Below are 18,135 nucleotides of genomic sequence, written 5' to 3'. Positions count from 1 at the left end.
CAAATCGGAATGTGCGGCCGGCGGCCCCCCGGAGCCGGAACCGCGCGGTACCCTGGAGGAGGACGGGTCCCGTACGCCCGTCCCTCCGTCGGCACCCACAAGAGAGCGAGAGCACGGCCCGCGCGGCCGCACCCATGACTGAGACGCTGCCTGGCACCACGCACCCCCTGACGGCCCGCACCGTCATCACCTTCCCCGACCGGGAGACGATGGTCCGGTGCCTCGGCTCCGGGGACGACACCCTGCGCCAGGTGGAGACGGCGTTCCCCGGCCTCACGACCAGCCCGCGCGGTCTCGAGCTCGGCATCGAGGGCCCGAGCGGCCCCGTGCAGATCGCCGCCACGCTCTTCGACGAGCTCAAGGTCCTGGCCGGCCGCGAGACCGCGATCACCCCCCAGGTCATCAGCCAGCTGCTGGAGCTGATCGGCCGGGACCTCTCCGTCCGCCCCAGCGGCGCCCTGACCCAGAACATCCTCTCCAGCCGCGGCCGCAAGATCCGCCCCAAGACGCTGCACCAGAAGGCCTACGTCGACGCCATCGACGAGCACACCGTGGTCTTCGGCATCGGTCCCGCCGGCACGGGCAAGACCTATCTGGCCATGGCCAAGGCCGTCCAGGCGCTGCAGGCCAAGGAGGTGTCCCGGATCATCCTCACCCGCCCGGCCGTGGAGGCGGGGGAGCGGCTCGGCTTCCTGCCCGGGACGCTCAGCGAGAAGATCGACCCGTACCTGCGCCCGCTGTACGACGCGCTGCACGACATGATGGACCCGGACTCGATCCCCCGCCTCATGGAGGCGGGCACCATCGAGGTCGCACCACTGGCCTACATGCGCGGACGCACCCTCAACGACGCGTTCATCATCCTGGACGAGGCGCAGAACACCACGCCCGAGCAGATGAAGATGTTCCTCACCCGGCTCGGCTTCGGCTCCAAGATGGTCGTCACCGGGGACGTCACCCAGGTGGACCTGCCCGGGAGCGCGTCCTCGGGGCTGCGCCAGGTGCAGCACGTGCTCGGCGGGGTCCAGGACGTCGCGTTCACGGAGATGACCGCCGAGGACGTGGTGCGCCACGAGCTCGTCAGCAGGATCGTCAGCGCCTACGACGCCTTCGACACGACCAACCGGCACCGCAACGAGCGGCGCCGGCGCAAGGACGACGCCCGTGCCGCCCGCGCCGCCGACCCGGACGGGGCCGAGGCCTGATGGCCGTCGAGTTCGACCTGCAGGCCGACCCGCGGGACGTCCCCGCCGAGGACCGGATGGCCTACGAGGCGGTCGACGTCGACCTGCTGAGCCGGCTCGCGGAGCACGTCCTGGAGCGGCTGCACGTCCACCCCGACGCGGAGCTGTCGATCGCGGTGGTCGACGAGGACGAGATGGCGCGCCTGCACGTCGAGTGGATGGACCTGCCCGGCCCCACGGACGTCCTGTCCTTCCCCATGGACGAGCTGCGCCCGGGCACCCCGGAGGAGCCCGCGGAGGGGACGCTGGGCGACATCGTGCTGTGCCCCCCGGTGGCGCGCCGGCAGGCCGAGGCCGCCGGGCACTCCGTCGCGGACGAGCTGTGCCTGCTCACCACGCACGGGATCCTGCACCTGCTGGGGCACGACCACGCGGAGCCCGCGGAGCGGCGGGTCATGTTCGCCCTCCAGCGCGATCTGCTCACGGACTTCCTCGGCCGGCCCGCGCCGGTCGAGACCATGGAGTAGCGCCCCATGATGACCACTGCCGTCCTGGTCGTCGCGGCGATCGTGTTCCTGGGCACGGCTTTCGTCCTCACGGCCGCCGAGACCGGCCTCACCTACCTGCCCCGCGCGGACGCCGAGGCCATCGCCCGGGACGACCCCGACTCCTCCGCGGCCAGGATCCTGGCCACGCCCACCGCGCACCTGCAGGCCCTGCGCTTCTGGAGCGTGTGGTTCGAGACGGCCTCCGCCGTGGCGGTCGCCCTCGCGATGTTCGACGGCTTCGACGACGTCTGGCTCGCCGGGCTGCTGGCCACCGTGGTGATGGCCGCCGTCGGCTTCGTCCTCACCGGGGTCTCGCCCCGGCAGGTCGGGCGCAGCAACGCCGCCGGCACCGTCCGGGCGACCGCCGGCCTCGTGCGCGTGCTTCGCATCGTGCTCGGCCCGGTCCCCGGGATGCTCGTGCGCCTGGGCTCGTCCGTCGCTCGGGACCCGGAGCGCACCGCCCCGGGCTATCTGACCGAGGAGGAGCTGCTCGAGTTCGTGGACCGCTCCACCGGCCAGGCCCTGATCGAGGACAACGAGGCGGAGCTGCTCCACTCGGTCTTCGACCTCGACGACACCAACGTCCGGGCGGTCATGGTGCCCCGCACCGACATGGTCTCCGTCGACGACGACGACACCGTGGACAACGCCCTGAACCTCTTCTTCCGCTCCGGCTACTCCCGGATCCCCGTGATCGGGGAGAGCGCCGACGAGGTCCTCGGCATCCTGTACCAGAAGGATCTCGCGGAGCGGGTGCACCGCCTGGGCACCGGGCTGCGGCTCACGGGGCTCTCCGAGCTCGCCCGGGAGGTCCGGTACGTGCCCGAGTCGAAGAAGGTCAACGAGCTGCTGCGCGAGATGCAGCTCGAGTCGATCCACGTGGCGATCGTCGTGGACGAGTACGGCGGCACCGCCGGGCTCGTCACCCTGGAGGACCTCATCGAGGAGCTGCTCGGGGAGATCGTCGACGAGTACGACCGGGAGAAGCCCGAGGTCGCCGAGCTCGGCGACGGCCGCTACCGCGTCTCCGCCCGGCTCGGGGTCGAGGACCTGGGCGACCTGTTCGGCGTCGACCTCGAGGACGACGAGGTGGACACGGCCGGCGGGCTGCTCGCCAAGTCCATCGGCCGGGTGCCCATCGTGGGCTCCCGCGCCACCGTCGAGGGCATCGTCCTCGAGGCCGTCACCCTGGAGGGCCGGCGCAACCGGGTGGGCCAGCTCGAGGTCCACCGGGACCCCGACTGGGTCCCCCCGGGTTCCACGGCCGTGGACCCCGCCGCCCAGGAGTCCGAGGAGGAGACCCACCACCATGTCTGAGCCCACACCCGCCGTTCCCGCCGGAGCGGACGAGCCCGCGGCAGCCGGGGAGCACGTCCCGTTCCGCGCCGGTTTCGCCGTGCTGGTCGGCCGCCCCAACGCCGGGAAGTCCACGCTCACCAACGCCCTGGTCGGGCAGAAGGTCGCGATCACCTCGAGCCGGCCGCAGACCACGCGGCACACCATCCGGGGGATCGTGCACCGGCCCGAGGGCCAGCTCGTGCTCGTGGACACCCCGGGCCTGCACCGGCCGCGGACGCTGCTCGGCGAGCGGCTCAACGACCTCGTGGCCGACACCCTCGCCGAGGTCGACGTCATCGGCTTCTGCGTGCCCGCCGACGAGAAGATCGGACCCGGGGACCGGTTCATCGCCCAGCAGCTCGCGGCCTCCGGCAACAAGCCGGTCGTGGCGATCGTGACGAAGACGGACACCGTCTCCCGCGCCGAGCTCGCCGAGCAGCTGCTGGCGGTGACCGAGCTGGGCCGCTCCGTGATGGAGGCCGAGCACCAGGTCCGCGCCGAGCGGGCCGAACGGGCCGCCCGCAAGCCCCGCCACCGCGCCGGAGCCGCGCACGCGCCCCGTCCCGACGCCGGCGACCCGGGCTGGGCCGACGTCATCCCCGTCTCCGCCGTGGACGGGTTCCAGGTCGAGTCCCTCGCCGGGCTGCTCATCGGCCGGATGCCGGAGTCCCCGGCCCTGTACCCGGACGGCGAGCTGACCGACGAGCCCGAGATGACGATGGTCGCCGAGCTCGTCCGGGAGGCGGCCCTGGAAGGGGTGCGCGACGAGCTGCCGCACTCCCTCGCGGTCGTGGTCGAGGAGATGGTCCCCCGCGAGGGCCGACCCGCGGACCGCCCGCTGCTCGACGTGCGGGTCAACGTCTACGTCGAGCGGTCGTCGCAGAAGGCCATCATCATCGGCAAGGGCGGCTCGCGGCTGCGCGAGATCGGGACCCGGTCCCGGACCGCCATCGAGGCGCTGCTGGGCACGAAGGTCTACCTCGACCTGCACGTGAAGATCGCCAAGGAGTGGCAGCGCGACCCCAAGCAGCTCTCCCGCCTGGGCTTCTGAGCCGCGGGCGCGCCCCGATCGCACCCGCGCCCCGCCGCGTCGCCCGCCCCGTGCGCCGGGGCGGGCGGCTACCATGACACCCGGCGCCCCGGCCGGGCGCCGTCCCCCACCCCGGCCCTCGTGCCCGGGACCTGCCAGGAGAGAGTCACCGTGTCCTCAACGCCCCCCGACGCCCAAGGACGCCACCGAATCCGCCGATGGTCCCGGAGGCGCTGGGCCGCCGTCGCGCTGGTCGTGGTGCTGCTCGCGGTCCTCGGGGCCGGCGTGGCCGCCACCTGGCGGCTGCAGTCCAACCTGAACACCTCCCCGCTGGACCTGGGCGACGGGACCGAGCCCGAGTCCGGCCCGCTGGACATCCTGGTCATGGGCACGGACACCCGTGAGGGCGAGGGCAACGACCGGTACGGCGACGACGAGGACAGCAGCGGAGCCGGCCTGACCGACGTCATGATGCTGATGCACGTCAGCGAGGACCGCAGCGGCGTGACCGTGGTGTCCCTGCCGCGCGACCTGGTCGCCGACATCCCGCGCTGCACGGACCCCGAGTCCGGCGAGGTCCATCCGGCGGCGCAGGACGCGATGCTCAACTCGGCGATCGCCAACGGCGGCCCCGGGTGCACGGTCGCGACCGTCAACGAGATGACCGGTCTCAAGATCGATCACTTCATGCTCGCCGACTTCAACGCCGTGAAAGAGCTCTCCTCGACCGTGGGAGGTGTCGAGGTGTGCGTCAACGACGCCGTCGACGACCCGAAGTCGGGACTGAAGCTGCCCGCCGGGGTGTCGTCCGTCGAGGGCGAGCAGGCCCTGGCGTTCCTGCGCAGCCGCGCCGCCTTCGGCGACGGCGGGGACACGAGCCGGATCCGGTCCCAGCAGTCGTTCCTCGCATCCCTGGCGCGCAAGATCAAGGACGAGGGCACGCTGTGGGACCTGCCGAAGCTCTACGAGATCGCCGACGTGGCCACGCGCAACCTGCACGTCGACGAGGGGCTGGCCTCCGTCCCGACGGTGGTCGGCCTCGGCACGGCGGTCCGGGGGATCGACCTGGGCAGCATGGTCTTCGTGACCGTGCCCAACGAGCCCTACGTGCTGGATCCCAACCGGCTCCAGCTCGACGAGGAGCCGGCCGAGCGCCTCTTCGAGGCCCTGCGCGAGGACCGGCCGCTCACCTCGCCCTCCGCGGAGCCGACCGGCGACCCGACCTCCTCCGCGACCCCGTCCCCCGGCACCACCGACCCGGCCCCGACGGTCGACCCGGCCACGGTCCCGCTGACGGTCGCCAACGTCTCCGGCGTCGACGGCCGGGACGCGGACATCGCCGACGTGCTCGAGGACGAGGGCTACACCGCCGTCGAGTCCGGCCCGCAGGCCACCGAGCTGCCGGGCACACAGGTCTTCTTCGGCGCGGGCTGGTATGAGGCGGCCGTCGAGATCGCCGACCTGCTCGGCGTCCCCTCCTCGCAGATCGTGCCCACCACGGACGTCTCGGGGGTGTTCGTCTCGGTGGGCCAGGACTTCCGCGAGGGGGACCGGCTCGAGCTGGGAACGGAGCTGCCCGGGGGGCTCAACGGGCAGACCGCCGAGCAGTACACCTGCCAGCAGGCGGCCGGCGACTGGTGAGAACGCGACCCGGCGCGCCGGACGGCCCGTGGTAAGTTGGACGCATGCGGACTGGGACCCTCCTCCTTACGTGCCGCAACGGGGCCTGACCCGTCGTCGTATGGCCGGCCTCCCGTTGCGGAGTTCCTGATGCCCGGCCACCCGTAGACGTCTCGAGCAGAACAGGCCAATCCCATGCGCAACTACCAGCAGCCTTCCGGCATGCCGATCCACAAGTACGTCCCGTACCAGCAGCAGTTCCCCGTCGACCTCCCCGACCGCACTTGGCCGGACCGGGTCATCACCGAGGCCCCCCGTTGGTGCGCCGTGGACCTGCGCGACGGGAACCAGGCGCTGATCGATCCCATGAACTCCGACCGCAAGCTCAGGATGTTCGAGCTGCTCGTGCGGATGGGCTACAAGGAGGTCGAGGTCGGGTTCCCCTCGGCCTCCCAGACCGACTTCGACTTCGTGCGCCGGCTCATCGAGGAGGACCGGATCCCCGACGACGTCACGATCCAGGTCCTGACGCAGTCCCGCGAGCACCTCATCGAGCGCACCTACGAGGCCATCGACGGCGCCGACAAGGCGATCGTGCACCTCTACAACGCGACCTCCACGCTGCAGCGGCGCGTGGTGTTCGACCAGGACATGGACGGGATCGTGGACATCGCCCTGACCGGGGCGCGGCTGTGCCGGAAGTACGAGGAGCAGCTGAAGAGCACCTCCGTGACCTACGAGTACTCCCCGGAGTCCTACACCGGCACGGAGCTCGAGTTCGCCGCGCGCATCGCCAACGCCGTGGCCGAGATCTTCGAGATCGGCGGGGACCGGGAGATGATCCTCAACCTGCCCGCCACCGTCGAGATGGCCACCCCCAACGTCTACGCCGACTCCATCGAGTGGATGTGCCGCAACCTCTACGACCGGGACGCCACCGTGGTGTCCCTGCACCCGCACAACGACCGCGGCACCGGCGTGGCCGCGGCCGAGCTGGGCTACCTCGCCGGCGCCGACCGCATCGAGGGCTGCCTGTTCGGCAACGGCGAGCGGACCGGCAACGTCGACCTGGTCACCCTGGGCCTGAACCTGCTCACCCAGGGTGTGGACCCGCAGATCGACTTCTCCGACATCGACGACATCCGCCGGACCGTGGAGTACTGCAACCAGCTGCCCGTCCCCGAGCGTGCCCCCTACGGCGGGGACCTCGTGTTCACGGCGTTCTCCGGCTCCCACCAGGACGCCATCAAGAAGGGCTTCGACAGGATGGCGCGGGACGCCCAGGAGCAGGGCCGGAGCGTCGACGAGCTGGTGTGGGCCGTGCCCTACCTGCCCATCGATCCCAAGGACCTGGGCCGGACCTACGAGGCCGTCATCCGCGTGAACTCGCAGTCCGGGAAGGGCGGGGTCGCCTACCTGCTCGCCAGCGAGCACGGGCTGGACCTGCCGCGGCGGGCGCAGATCGAGTTCTCCCGCGTGGTCCAGGAGCACACCGACACCTCCGGCGGGGAGGTCTCCGGCGCGGAGCTGTGGAAGGTGTTCGCGGACGAGTACCTGCCCACCGTCCAGGACGGGGACGCCGGGCGCTGGGGCCGGTACCGGATCACCAACATCACCACGACCTCCGAGGAGGACGGGGAGAGCACCCTGGAGATCGGCCTGGACGTCGACGGCGTCCAGCACCACCGCACGGCGCAGGGCAACGGCCCCATCGAGGCGCTGCTGGGGATCTTCGGGGCGGAGGGCGTCGACGTGCGCGTGCTCGACTACAGCGAGCACGCCCTCTCGGCCGGTGGTGACGCCCAGGCCGCCAGCTACGTCGAGGCCGCCGTGGGAGACCGGGTCCTGTGGGGCGTCGGCATCGACGCGAATACCACCCGCGCCTCCCTGAAGGCCGTCGTCTCCGCGGTGAACCGGGCCGTGCGGGACGCCCAGGACTGAGCGCCGAGCCACCGCGGCGCGGCGGGCCAACCCTGGCGAGGGGCGGCCCGCCGCCGTCGTCCCGGCCGGTCCGTCCGGCTGTGCCGTCCGACCGGCGTGGGAGAATGATCCGGTGGCCAGGACGACCTTCGCATCACGCAGCTACCGGGACGACGCCGTCGTGCTGCGCACCTTCAAGCTCGGCGAGGCCGACCGGATCGTCGTGCTCCTGACCCGGGACCACGGGCAGGTCCGGGCCGTCGCCAAGGGCGTGCGGCGCACGACGTCGCGCTTCGGCTCCCGGCTCGAGCCGTTCAACGTCGCCGAGCTGCAGCTGGTCACCGGCCGCAACCTCGACATCGTCTCGCAGGCACTCGGCAAGCGCGGCTACGGGTCGGTCATCGCCGCCGACTACGCCAAGTACACCGCCGCCGCGGCCATGACCGAGGCCGCGGAGAAGTTCACGGAGAACGACGACGAGTCCTCGGCCCAGCAGTACCGGCTGCTCGTCGGCGCCCTGTCCGCCCTGGCTCGCGGGCTGCACGCACCGGGGGCCGTCCTGGACTCCTACCTGCTGCGTGCCGTGTCCACGGCCGGGTGGGCCCCGAGCTTCACCGACTGCGCCCGGTGCGGCGCACCCGGCCCGCACGAGGCGTTCTCGGCACCGCTCGGCGGCGCCGTCTGCCCCGCCTGCCGCCCGCCCGGGGCCGCCGCCCCCGACCCCGCGACCGTCGAGCACCTCTCCGCGCTGCTCACCGGGGAGTGGGAGCGGATCGACGCCGCGGAGCCCCGCACGGCCCGGGCCGCCGCCGGCATCGTGGCCACCTACGTACAGTGGCACCTGGAAAGGGCCGTCCGGTCCCTGAACCTCGTGGAACGGAGCTGACCATGCCCGGCTTTGCCGCCCCGCCCGCCCATCCCAGCGGCGCCTGCGCCCCGCCGATCCCGCCGCAGTTCGTGCCACGGCACGTGGCCGTGGTCATGGACGGCAACGGGCGCTGGGCCAACCAGCGCGGCCTGCCGCGCAACGAGGGCCACAAGGCGGGAGAGGCGGCCCTGATCGAGGTGATGGCCGGGGCCATCGAGATGGGCATCCCCTACGTCAGCGCCTACGCGTTCTCCACCGAGAACTGGAAGCGCTCCCTGGACGAGGTGACGTTCCTGATGAACTACACCGCCGACGTCATGGAGCGCCAGCTGCCCACCTTCCAGGAGTGGGGGATCCGGATCCGGTGGGCCGGGCGCAAGCCCCGCCTGTGGCGCTCGGTCATCAACCGCCTGGAGGAGGCGGAGCGGGCCACCCGCGACAACGACGTCGTCACCCTCACCATGTGCGTGAACTACGGAGGACGGGCCGAGATCGCCGATGCCGCCGCGGCCATGGCCGCCGACGCCCGCGCGGGCACCCTGAACCCGCGCAGCATCGACGAGAAGACCGTCCAGCGCTACCTCGACGAGCCGGACCTGCCGGACGTCGACCTCTTCCTGCGCTCCTCCGGGGAGCAGCGGATCTCGAACTTCCTCCTGTGGCAGTCCGCCTACGCCGAGCTCGTCTTCCAGGACGTGCTCTGGCCGGACGTCGACCGCCGCACCCTGTGGGAGGCCGTGGAGGTGTACGCGCGCCGGGACCGCCGCTACGGCGGGGCCGTCGACCGCGTGGCCGGCCCCGGCGCCTCCGGCTGAGGCCGGCGCCGCCGCAGGCCGCGCAGCCAGGCCGCGAGGTCCCGCTGCGCGGCCCGCCGCACGGCCTCCCGGGAGAGATGGACGTCGTGGACGGCGCCCTCGTAGGAGCGCAGCGTCACGTCCGTGCCGAGGTCGGACGCGTGCCGTCGGATCTGCCGGACGTCCAGCACGGTGTCGGCCGAGCGCATCCGCTCGCTCCACCATGGGCGGATGCAGGACCGGGCCGAGGTCTGCACCAGTACTGGAAGGTGAAGGTTCAGTCCCTTTGCAACCTCACCCTGAGCTTGAAGCACAGCGTTGAGCCAGCCCGGGGTGATGTCGAAGCTGGTCTCGGGACGCCAGCGGGAGTCGATCGGCCACTCTCCCTCGGCGTGCTCGCTGATCACCCGGTAGTAGTGGCTGCGCAGCCGGGCTCGCACCGCGTGGTCCGGGAGCTGCTCCGCGAGCCTGGCCACCACGGGGCGCAGTGCGGCGCCCACGGCGTCGGAGCCGTGGCTGCCGATCCAGGGGGCGTTGAGGGCCAGGCCGTCCAGCCGGCCCGGGTGCCGTGAGGCCCACATCGCCGCGGTGAGACCCCCGGTGGAATGGCCCATGAGCACGAGCCGGCCCTCCGGGCCGGGCAACCCGTCCTCGGCCAGCACGTCGAGCGCGGCGGCGATGTCGTCGTCGTAGTCCGCGAGGTCCGTGGCGTGCCCCGGGCAGCCGTCCGCCACGGCCAGCACCTCGTCCGTGAGGTTCCGGCCGTAGCCGTGCAGGTCCAGGGCGTAGAACGCGTAGCCGGCGGCCGCGCATGTGCGGGCCAGCTCGGCGTTGAAGAAGTAGTCGGACCAGCCGTGCAGGTACAGCACGGCCCCGCGCAGGCTGCCCGGCGCCGGCGGGACGTCCCCCGGCCGGTAGCGGACCACCGTGGCGGTGGAGTGGGGGGCGGAATGGGGGCCCAGGTCCACGGTCCGCGCGCGGAAGCCCGTCCCCAGCACGTCGGGCACCCATGGGTCCGGGGGAGCGCTCATGCCCTCACCTCGCGCGGGCGGTCCGTCGGGGGCGCCGGCCCCTCCGCGACCGCCCGGCCGGAGGAGCGCCCTGTGGAAGACTGGGACCATGCGCTTCTACCCTACGTTCTTCAGGGCCGTCTTCTCCCGGATGGATCCCGAGAAGGCCCACCACGTCGGCTTCCTCGGCATCCGGGCGGCCCGGGCCGCGCGGACCAGCGCGGCACTGCGGGTGTACACCCGGCCCGAACCCGCGCTCGAGGTCGAGGCCCTGGGCCTGCGCTTCCCGTCCCCGTTCGGGCTGGCGGCGGGCTTCGACAAGGGCGGGGAAGGAATCGGCGCGCTCACCGATCTCGGCTTCGGCCACGTCGAGATCGGCACCGTGACCGCGCAGGCCCAGCCGGGCAATCCTCGGCCCCGCCTCTTCCGGCTCGTGCGGGACCGCGCGGTGATCAACAGGATGGGCTTCAACAACGACGGGGCGTCGGCCGTGGCCCCGCGCCTGGCGCAGGCACGCCGCGCGCTCGAGGCGGACCACCGCGGACGCGCCCGGCCGGTGCTGGGCGTCAACATCGGCAAGACCAAGGCGGTGCCGCTGGAGGACGCGGTCGACGACTACCTGCAGAGCGCCCGGGCCCTCGCCCCGCTGGCGGACTACCTCGTGGTCAACGTGTCCTCGCCCAACACCCCGGGGCTGCGGCAGCTGCAGGAGATCGAGAGCCTGCGGCCCCTGCTGAGCGCGGTGGGCCGCACCGCCGACGAGTCCGCGGACCGGCACGTCCCCCTGCTCGTGAAGATCGCCCCGGACCTCTCGGACGAGGACGTGCTGGCGGTCGCGGACCTGGCCCTCGACCTGGGCCTGGACGGCATCGTGGCCACCAACACCACCATCGCGCGGGACGGGCTGGGCCTGCTCTCCGACCCCGCCGAGATCGAGGCCCACGGGACCGGCGGGCTCTCCGGCGCCCCGCTGCGGCGGCGCTCCCTCGAGGTGCTGCGGCTGCTGCGCGAGCGCGTGGGGGACCGGCTGGCCCTGGTCTCCGTGGGCGGCGTGACCACGGCCGAGGACGTCCGGGAGCGCCTCGACGCCGGCGCCACCCTCGTGCAGGGCTACACCGCCTTCCTCTACGAGGGCCCCTTCTGGGCGCGCCGCATCAACCGGGGCCTGGCCGGGGCCGGCCGGGCCCCGCGCTGACGGCGGCCACGGAGCCGGAACAGCACTGCCCCCGGACCGCAGGGTCCGGGGGCAGTGCTGTCGGGGCCGGGCCCCGCGTCCGCGTCGGACACGGGCCGGGGGGCTCAGGAGGGGCGCTCACCGCGTGCGACCTGGGGCTTGGGCAGGCGGAGGCGGCGCATCGTGAAGGAGCGCATCGCGGCGTACCAGCGCACGCCCCGCTCCACGGTCCCGAACTTCGCCTGCATCGCCTTCTTCATCCGGGCCGTCGACAGGACGGCGTCCACGATGCCGAGGACCATCAGCGCCCAGATGACGTAGACGCCGTAGGCGGCCACGTCCTGGACCGGGAAGAACAGGATGACGAGCGCGAGCAGCGCCACGACCATGAGGTACTCGCCGACGTTGAGCCGGGAGTCGACCCAGTCCCGCGCGAAGCGACGCTGCGGGCCCCGGTCCCGCGGCCCGAGGAAGCGCTCGTCCCCGGCGGCCATGCCGGCCTGCGCCCGCATCCGCTGCTCGCGGGCGGCGTCGCGGGACTGGGCCTTCGCGGCCTTGCGGTCCTCCGGGACCAGGGGGCGGCGGCGGGCGGCCTCCTGCTGCCGGCGGCTGGGCGTGGGCCGGCCCTTGCCCGGCGTCCGCCGCGGGGCGGCCACCGGTTCCGTGGGGGCGGGCGCAGCGGTCACCGACGTTGACCCTGCTCGGTCTGCATCCTTCTTGCGTCCAAACACCCGTCAAGGATAGCCGACGGACCTGCCGGTCCCCGCCGGGCACCGGACATAGGGTGGGGCCATGAGCGAGCCCTGGGCCCCGACCGACCCCGTTCCCGTCGACGCCGTGCGCGAGGCCGTGCACGCGGGCATGCCACGGACCCTCGAGCAACTCGTGGAGCTCGTGGCGATCCCCGGCATCGCCTGGGAGTCCTTCGACGCCGCGCAGCTGGAGCGCAGCGCGGTGGCCGTGGCCGGCGTGCTCGCGGACGCCGGGCTCGACGAGGTGGAGATCCTCCGCGTGCCCCTGGGGGGCGGCCCGGGCCACCCCGCCGTCGTCGCCCACCGCCGGCCCGCGCCCGGTCACCCCACCGTCCTGCTCTACGCCCACCACGACGTCCAGCCCCCGGGACGGCGGGAGCTGTGGGACTCGGAGCCGTTCGCCGCCGAGGAGCGCGACGGCCGCATCTACGGGCGGGGCGCGGCCGACGACAAGGCCGGGATCATGGCACACGTCGGTGCCCTGCGCGCCGCGACCGCCGGCCGCGGGGACGGCTTCGGCCTCGGTGTCACCGTCTTCGTGGAGGGGGAGGAGGAGGCCGGCTCCCCGTCCTTCCGGGACTTCCTGGAGGCCCACCGGGACCGGCTGGCCGCCGACGTCATCGTGATCGCGGACTCCGCCAACTGGGAGGTCGGCGTACCCGCCCTGACCACGAGTCTTCGCGGCATGGTCGGCGCGGTCGTGGAGCTGTCCGTGCTCGAGCACGCCGTCCACTCGGGCATGTACGGCGGACCGGTCCTGGACGCTCCCACCCTGCTGGCCCGCCTCATCGCCACCCTGCACGACGACGACGGCGCCGTCGCCGTCGAGGGGCTGCTCGCCGAGGACCGCACCGACCTCGTCTACGACGAGGAGCGGTTCCGGGTCGACGCCGCGGTCAGGGACGGCGTCCGGCTGGCCGGCCGCGGCTCGATCGCCTCCCGGCTCTGGACGCAGCCGGCCCTGTCGGTGACCGGCATGGACGTCACGCCCGTGGACATCGCCGCCAACACGATCGCCCCCTCCGCCCGGGCGAAGCTGAGCCTGCGCACAGCCCCCGGGCAGGACCCTGCCCAGGCCGCGGAGGCACTCCGGCGCCACGTCGAGGAGCATGCGCCGTTCGGCGCGCACGTGAGCTTCGAGCTCGAGGAGACGGGACAGTCCTTCCGCACCGGCATGGACTCCGAGGCCGCCCGGATCGCCCGCTGGGCGCTGGGGGAGTCGTGGGGCCGGCCCGCCGTGGAGATGGGGATCGGCGGCTCCATCCCCTTCACGGCGGACCTCATGGAGGTGTACCCGGACGCCGCCATCCTCATCACGGGCGTCGAGGACCCCGACTCCCGCGCCCACAGCGCCAACGAGTCCCTCCACCTGGCCGAGTTCGAGCGCGCCGTGGTCGCGGAGACGCACATGCTGCTCGCCCTCGACGACGCGGCCCGTGCTGCGCAGGGTCGCCGGGAATGAACCCGGACTCCCATCCGTTGTGCCCGTGACAGACCCGCCGCCGGCCCGACCCCGTGCGGCACCCCTCCACAGAAAGTGAGCATCATGAGCGTCTCGACCGAGAACGGCGCCGCAGTGGACGGCCTGCCCACCCACGGTGTCAACCTGACCGACGTCGCGTCCCAGAAGGTCCGCGCTCTGCTCGAGCAGGAGGGCCGCACCGACCTCCGGCTGCGCGTCGCCGTGCAGCCCGGCGGCTGTTCCGGCCTCATCTACCAGCTGTACTTCGACGAGCGCATCCTGGACGGGGACTCCGTGCGTGACTTCGGCGGCGTCGAGGTCGTCGTGGACAAGATGAGCGTGCCCTACCTCGACGGCTCGACCATCGACTTCGAGGACACGATCTCCAAGCAGGGGTTCTCGATCGACAACCCCAACGCAGGAGGATCCTGCGCCTGCGGCGACTCCTTCCACTGAGTCCGCCCGCGCGTCGCGAGAGGCCCGTCGTCCGCCCGGACGACGGGCCTCTCGGCATTCCGGAAGCCCCCTGCGAACGGCTCCCACAGGGGCCTCCGGGCGCCGCGCGGAAGCTGACACTGTGTCACCAGATGTCAGCGGCACGGGGTAAGCTCGGAGGGAAACATTTCACCTGACTGTGTCCGGGCTCTTCGAATCGGGGCCTTCGGCGCGCAGACGACGAGCACGAGAAGAAGAGGAAGGGCCGTCTGTGAGTTCGCACACACGAACCGACAGCCTCCGGCGCCGCACGGCGAAGGTGTCTGCGGTAGCAGTCCTGGCAGCAACCGCGCTGACGGGATGCTCGGAAGAGGCGAAGCTCGGCTGGATGCCCACCGAGCGTGGCACCACCGACAACGCCGACATGATCCTCGACCTGTGGATCGGGTCGTGGATCGCCGCCCTCGTGGTGGGACTGATCACCTGGGGTCTGATGCTCTGGTGCATGATCGCCTACCGCCGCCGCAAGTACGAGACCGGCTACCCGCGGCAGGTCGCTTACCACGCCCCCCTCGAGGTCTTCTACACGATCGTCCCGATCGCCCTGATCATGTCCCTGTTCTTCTTCACCGAGCGGACCCAGGCCGAGATCACCGCCGTGCACGACGACCCGGACGTCACCGTCCAGGTCTACGGCAAGCAGTGGGCGTGGGACTTCAACTACCTGAGCGAGGACGTCTGGGACACCGGCCTCCAGGGCCACCTCGACGGCGAGGAGGGCGTCCCCGAACGGGTGCCCACCCTGTACCTGCCCGTCGACAGCGACGTCGAGCTGCAGGTCACCTCGCGCGACGTCGTCCACTCCTTCTGGGTCCCCGCGTTCCTCGAGAAGGCGGACATGTTCCCGGGACGAACGAACAACATCAGCATCACCACGGGCCGCGAGGGCGAGTATTTCGGTAAGTGCACGGAGCTCTGCGGCGAGTACCACTCCGAGATGCTGTTCAACGTCAACGTGGTCAGCCAGGCCGAGTACGACGCCCACATCCAGTCCTTGCGCGACGCCGGCCAGACCGGGGCCCTGGGCGAGGAGTACAGCCGCGACTCCTACCCGAGCGCGGACAGCCAGCAAGACGAAACTTTTAACAACTAAGGAGTACCGGTGTCCACACTCGAGTATTCACGGGACGAGGCAGCCTCCGTCGCTCCGCGCGTGGTACCCCAGTCCAGGGGGCGGTGGGCCGTCAAGCTCCTGACGTCCACCGACCACAAGGTCATCGGGTACCACTACCTGATCTCAGCCTTCGGGTTCTTCTGCATCGCCGGCGTCATGGCGCTGCTCATCCGCGCCGAGCTCTTCCAGCCCGGCATGCAGATCCTGGAGACCAAGGAGCAGTACAACCAGCTGTTCACGATGCACGGCACACTGATGCTGCTCATGTTCGGCACCCCGCTGTTCGCCGGCTTCGCCAACGTCATCGTCCCGTTGCAGATCGGCGCCCCGGACGTGGCGTTCCCGCGGCTCAACGCCCTCGCCTTCTGGTTCTTCCTGTTCGGCTCGCTGATCGCGACCGCCGGCTTCCTGACCCCCCAGGGCGCAGCCTCCTTCGGGTGGACGGCCTACACCCCGCTGAGCAACGCCTCGTTCACCCCCGGGGTGGGCGGAGACCTGTGGGTGTTCGGCCTGGCCCTGTCGGGCTTCGGCACCATCATGGGTGCGGTCAACTTCATCACCACCATCTTGTGCATGCGTGCTCCGGGGATGACCGTGTGGCGGATGGGGCTGTTCACCTGGAACGTGCTCATCACGTCTCTGCTCGTGATCATGGCGTTCCCGCCCCTGGCGGCCGCACTCTTCGCACTGGGCATGGACCGGACCCTGGGCGGGCACATCTTCGACCCGGCCAACGGGGGAGCGGTGCTGTGGCAGCACCTCTTCTGGTTCTTCGGCCACCCCGAGGTCTACATCCTCGCCCTGCCGTTCTTCGGCATCGTGTCCGAGATCATCCCGGTCTTCTCGCGCAAGCCCCTGTTCGGCTACAAGGGCCTGGTGTTCGCGACCATCGCGATCGCCTCCCTGTCGGTGACCGTGTGGGCCCACCACATGTACGTCACCGGCGCGGTGATGCTGAGCTTCTTCGCCTTCATGACCATGATGATCGCGGTGCCCACCGGCGTGAAGTTCTTCAACTGGATCGGCACCATGTGGCAGGGCTCGATCACCTTCGAGACGCCGATGCTGTGGGTCCTGGGCTTCCTGTTCACCTTCCTGTTCGGCGGGCTCACGGGCGTGATCCTGGCGACCCCGCCGCTGGACTTCCACGTCTCGGACACCTACTTCGTGGTCGCCCACTTCCACTACGTGATCTTCGGCACCGTGGTGTTCGGCATGTTCGCCGGCTTCTACTTCTGGTGGCCCAAGTTCACCGGCTACATGCTCAACGAGCGCATCGGCAAGATCCACTTCTGGTTGTTGTTCGTCGGCTTCCACATGACCTTCCTCATCCAGCACTGGCTGGGCGTCGACGGCATGCCGCGCCGCTACGCGGACTACCTGCCGGAGGACAACTTCACCTGGATGAACCAGATCTCCACCGTCGGGGCCATGCTGCTCGGCGTATCCATGATCCCGTGGTTCTGGAACGTCTACATCACCCACCGCAACGGTAAGAAGGTCGAGGTCGATGACCCCTGGGGCTTCGGCGGATCCCTGGAGTGGGCGACCTCCTGCCCGCCGCCGCGGCACAACTTCACCTCGTTGCCGCGGATCCGCTCCGAGCGGCCGGCACTCGACCTGCACCACCCGGAGCTGGCCGCGGAGTCCCCGCAGCAGTCCCCGGTCGACGACGGCGCCATCGCCACGCGAAAGGGCTGAGCATGAAACTGTCCATCAAACTGTTCATTCTCCTGGGCGGGTTCAGCCTCGCGGCCGCCGTGGTCTACGGCTTCCTGACGCGCTTCGACGAGCTCGTGGGCTTCCCCGGGCTGCTGGCCGTGGGTGCCATGTCGTTCATGCTGGCGGTCTACCTCTGGCTCGTGGACCGCAACACCGGTGGCGTCCTCCCGGAGGACAAGCTCGACGGTGAGATCGTCGAGTCGGCCGGTGAGTACGGTCACTTCTCCCCGTGGAGCTGGTGGCCCCTGCTGCTGGGCACGGGCTGCGCCCTGGCGTTCACCGCCCTGGCCATGGGCTGGTGGATCCTGTGGGTGGCCGCTCCCGTGGCGGTGCTGAGCCTGCTGGGTCTGATCTTCGAGTACTCCCGCGGCGACCACGCCCACTGAGGCGCACAGCTGTTCCTCGATGAGGCCCCGGACACCTGGTGTCCGGGGCCTCTCGCGTCCCTCCGGACCGCTGCTCGTCGTGGGCCAGCACTTCGGGCCGGTGCCATCGGGGGCCGTGCGGGCCCGGGCGTGGGCCGGCACCGGGTCGCAGCCCCCGCGGTCGTGTGCGACGATGTGGCGCCGCGGCTTCCGGGAGACCGTCGAGGGCGCCCGGCCCAGCCGGGCGGCGATCGCCCGGATCGACAGGCCGTGTCGGCGCAGCACGGCGATCCGTTCTCGTCCCAGCAACAACAGGTACCGCTCCGACTGCTGCGCCCCGACTCTCCGGTCGGGAGCCAATCCGCCGAGCTCGGCTCGCCACCGATACGCGGTCGTGCGCCCGATACCGAACATCCGGCACGCCTCGACCGTGCCCGCCCCAGCCCACAGCAGCGCCCGGTACTCGTTCTCCAGGACCAGCCGCCGCTTGCGCCCTCTGAGGCCCATCTCCATCCCTCCATCGACCAGGGATGTTGCGACGACCGCTGGAACCCGCCCCGCGCCTGAGGGCCAGTATCCAGACGGCTTCGACACGCTGGAACCCACCGCGGAATCCGCCCGTGTCAGCGCTCTTGGAATTGTGGGCCGGTGGTGCTCGTCGAATAGTGGGCCACGTGGTTGTGGTTAGTTTGTCTGCTCGGTGATGGCGGCGCTAGGGAGCGTGTCGGTTCCGAGGTGT

Annotated in this window: 16 protein-coding genes and 1 pseudogene; 14 read left to right on the top strand and 3 right to left on the bottom strand. The window is 71.5% G+C overall.

All coding sequences use genetic code 11. The features are described from left to right. Nucleotides 1–134: 134 nt before the first annotated feature. The 8 genes from ABD220_RS06470 (at nucleotide 135) to ABD220_RS06435 (ending at nucleotide 9,323) form a co-directional block, all read left to right on the top strand. Entirely contained in the window at nucleotides 135–1,205 is a 1,071-nt protein-coding gene (locus ABD220_RS06470; protein WP_344120870.1) for a PhoH family protein, read from the top strand. After that, entirely contained in the window at nucleotides 1,205–1,711 is a 507-nt protein-coding gene (ybeY, locus tag ABD220_RS06465; protein ID WP_344120868.1) for an rRNA maturation RNase YbeY, read from the top strand. Before ABD220_RS06470 ends, ybeY begins: the two co-directional genes overlap by 1 nt. Before the next feature lie 6 nt (nucleotides 1,712–1,717). Next, nucleotides 1,718–3,049 carry a hemolysin family protein gene (locus ABD220_RS06460; protein WP_344120866.1) on the top strand — a complete coding sequence of 444 codons (1,332 nt, stop codon included), beginning with the start codon at nucleotides 1,718–1,720 and terminating at the stop codon, nucleotides 3,047–3,049. Then, nucleotides 3,042–4,121: a GTPase Era gene (locus tag ABD220_RS06455; protein ID WP_344120864.1), complete on the top strand. Its 1,080-nt coding sequence runs from the start codon at nucleotides 3,042–3,044 to the stop codon at nucleotides 4,119–4,121. Before ABD220_RS06460 ends, ABD220_RS06455 begins: the two co-directional genes overlap by 8 nt. A gap of 150 nt (nucleotides 4,122–4,271) precedes the next feature. Beyond that, nucleotides 4,272–5,741 carry an LCP family protein gene (locus ABD220_RS06450; RefSeq protein WP_344120862.1) on the top strand — a complete coding sequence of 490 codons (1,470 nt, stop codon included), beginning with the start codon at nucleotides 4,272–4,274 and terminating at the stop codon, nucleotides 5,739–5,741. Between the two features lie 174 nt (nucleotides 5,742–5,915). Next, nucleotides 5,916–7,661, top strand: a complete 1,746-nt coding sequence (gene leuA / locus ABD220_RS06445; RefSeq protein WP_344120860.1) for a 2-isopropylmalate synthase — start codon at nucleotides 5,916–5,918, stop codon at nucleotides 7,659–7,661. A 112-nt stretch (nucleotides 7,662–7,773) separates the two neighbouring features. Then, the gene (recO, locus tag ABD220_RS06440; RefSeq protein WP_344120858.1) at nucleotides 7,774–8,526 is read left to right on the top strand and encodes a DNA repair protein RecO; all 753 of its coding nucleotides are present in this window, start codon (nucleotides 7,774–7,776) and stop codon (nucleotides 8,524–8,526) included. A gap of 2 nt (nucleotides 8,527–8,528) precedes the next feature. Next, the gene (locus ABD220_RS06435) at nucleotides 8,529–9,323 is read left to right on the top strand and encodes an isoprenyl transferase (RefSeq protein WP_344120856.1); all 795 of its coding nucleotides are present in this window, start codon (nucleotides 8,529–8,531) and stop codon (nucleotides 9,321–9,323) included. Here ABD220_RS06435 and ABD220_RS06430 read toward each other — a convergent pair. Continuing rightward, a complete protein-coding gene (locus ABD220_RS06430) occupies nucleotides 9,275–10,333 on the bottom strand; it encodes an alpha/beta hydrolase (protein WP_344120855.1) in 1,059 nt (352 codons plus the stop codon). The two genes, ABD220_RS06435 and ABD220_RS06430, sit on opposite strands and share 49 nt — an antisense overlap. 88 nt (nucleotides 10,334–10,421) lie before the next feature. Here ABD220_RS06430 and ABD220_RS06425 point away from each other — a divergent pair, with 88 nt between their 5' ends. Continuing rightward, entirely contained in the window at nucleotides 10,422–11,507 is a 1,086-nt protein-coding gene (locus ABD220_RS06425) for a quinone-dependent dihydroorotate dehydrogenase (RefSeq protein WP_344120853.1), read from the top strand. Between the two features lie 104 nt (nucleotides 11,508–11,611). On the opposite strand, the gene ABD220_RS06420 is transcribed toward ABD220_RS06425, so the two are convergent. Continuing rightward, nucleotides 11,612–12,172, bottom strand: a complete 561-nt coding sequence (locus ABD220_RS06420; RefSeq protein ID WP_344120851.1) for a DUF3043 domain-containing protein — start codon at nucleotides 12,170–12,172, stop codon at nucleotides 11,612–11,614. Nucleotides 12,173–12,278: 106 nt separating this feature from the next. Here ABD220_RS06420 and ABD220_RS06415 point away from each other — a divergent pair, with 106 nt between their 5' ends. The 5 genes from ABD220_RS06415 (at nucleotide 12,279) to ABD220_RS06395 (ending at nucleotide 17,417) form a co-directional block, all read left to right on the top strand. Further along, nucleotides 12,279–13,700: a dipeptidase gene (locus ABD220_RS06415; protein WP_344120849.1), complete on the top strand. Its 1,422-nt coding sequence runs from the start codon at nucleotides 12,279–12,281 to the stop codon at nucleotides 13,698–13,700. Between the two features lie 84 nt (nucleotides 13,701–13,784). Further along, a complete protein-coding gene (locus ABD220_RS06410; RefSeq protein WP_344120847.1) occupies nucleotides 13,785–14,156 on the top strand; it encodes a HesB/IscA family protein in 372 nt (123 codons plus the stop codon). Between the two features lie 250 nt (nucleotides 14,157–14,406). Continuing rightward, complete coding sequence (ctaC, locus tag ABD220_RS06405; protein ID WP_344120845.1) at nucleotides 14,407–15,288, top strand: aa3-type cytochrome oxidase subunit II; 882 nt, start codon at nucleotides 14,407–14,409, stop codon at nucleotides 15,286–15,288. Between the two features lie 9 nt (nucleotides 15,289–15,297). Beyond that, nucleotides 15,298–17,010: an aa3-type cytochrome oxidase subunit I gene (gene ctaD, locus ABD220_RS06400; protein WP_344120843.1), complete on the top strand. Its 1,713-nt coding sequence runs from the start codon at nucleotides 15,298–15,300 to the stop codon at nucleotides 17,008–17,010. Between the two features lie 2 nt (nucleotides 17,011–17,012). Next, nucleotides 17,013–17,417, top strand: a complete 405-nt coding sequence (locus ABD220_RS06395) for a cytochrome c oxidase subunit 4 (protein WP_344120841.1) — start codon at nucleotides 17,013–17,015, stop codon at nucleotides 17,415–17,417. Nucleotides 17,418–17,657: 240 nt separating this feature from the next. On the opposite strand, the pseudogene ABD220_RS18055 reads toward ABD220_RS06395, so the two are convergent. After that, nucleotides 17,658–17,810: pseudogene (locus tag ABD220_RS18055) on the bottom strand (IS30 family transposase); the annotation flags it as partial. Between the last annotated feature and the right edge of the window lie 325 nt (nucleotides 17,811–18,135).

It is taken from the genome of Kocuria aegyptia (assembly GCF_039530085.1).
GTDB lineage: Bacteria > Actinomycetota > Actinomycetes > Actinomycetales > Micrococcaceae > Kocuria > Kocuria aegyptia.
Note: the sequence above shows the minus strand (reverse complement) of the source record. Positions and strands in the feature narration are given on the sequence as shown.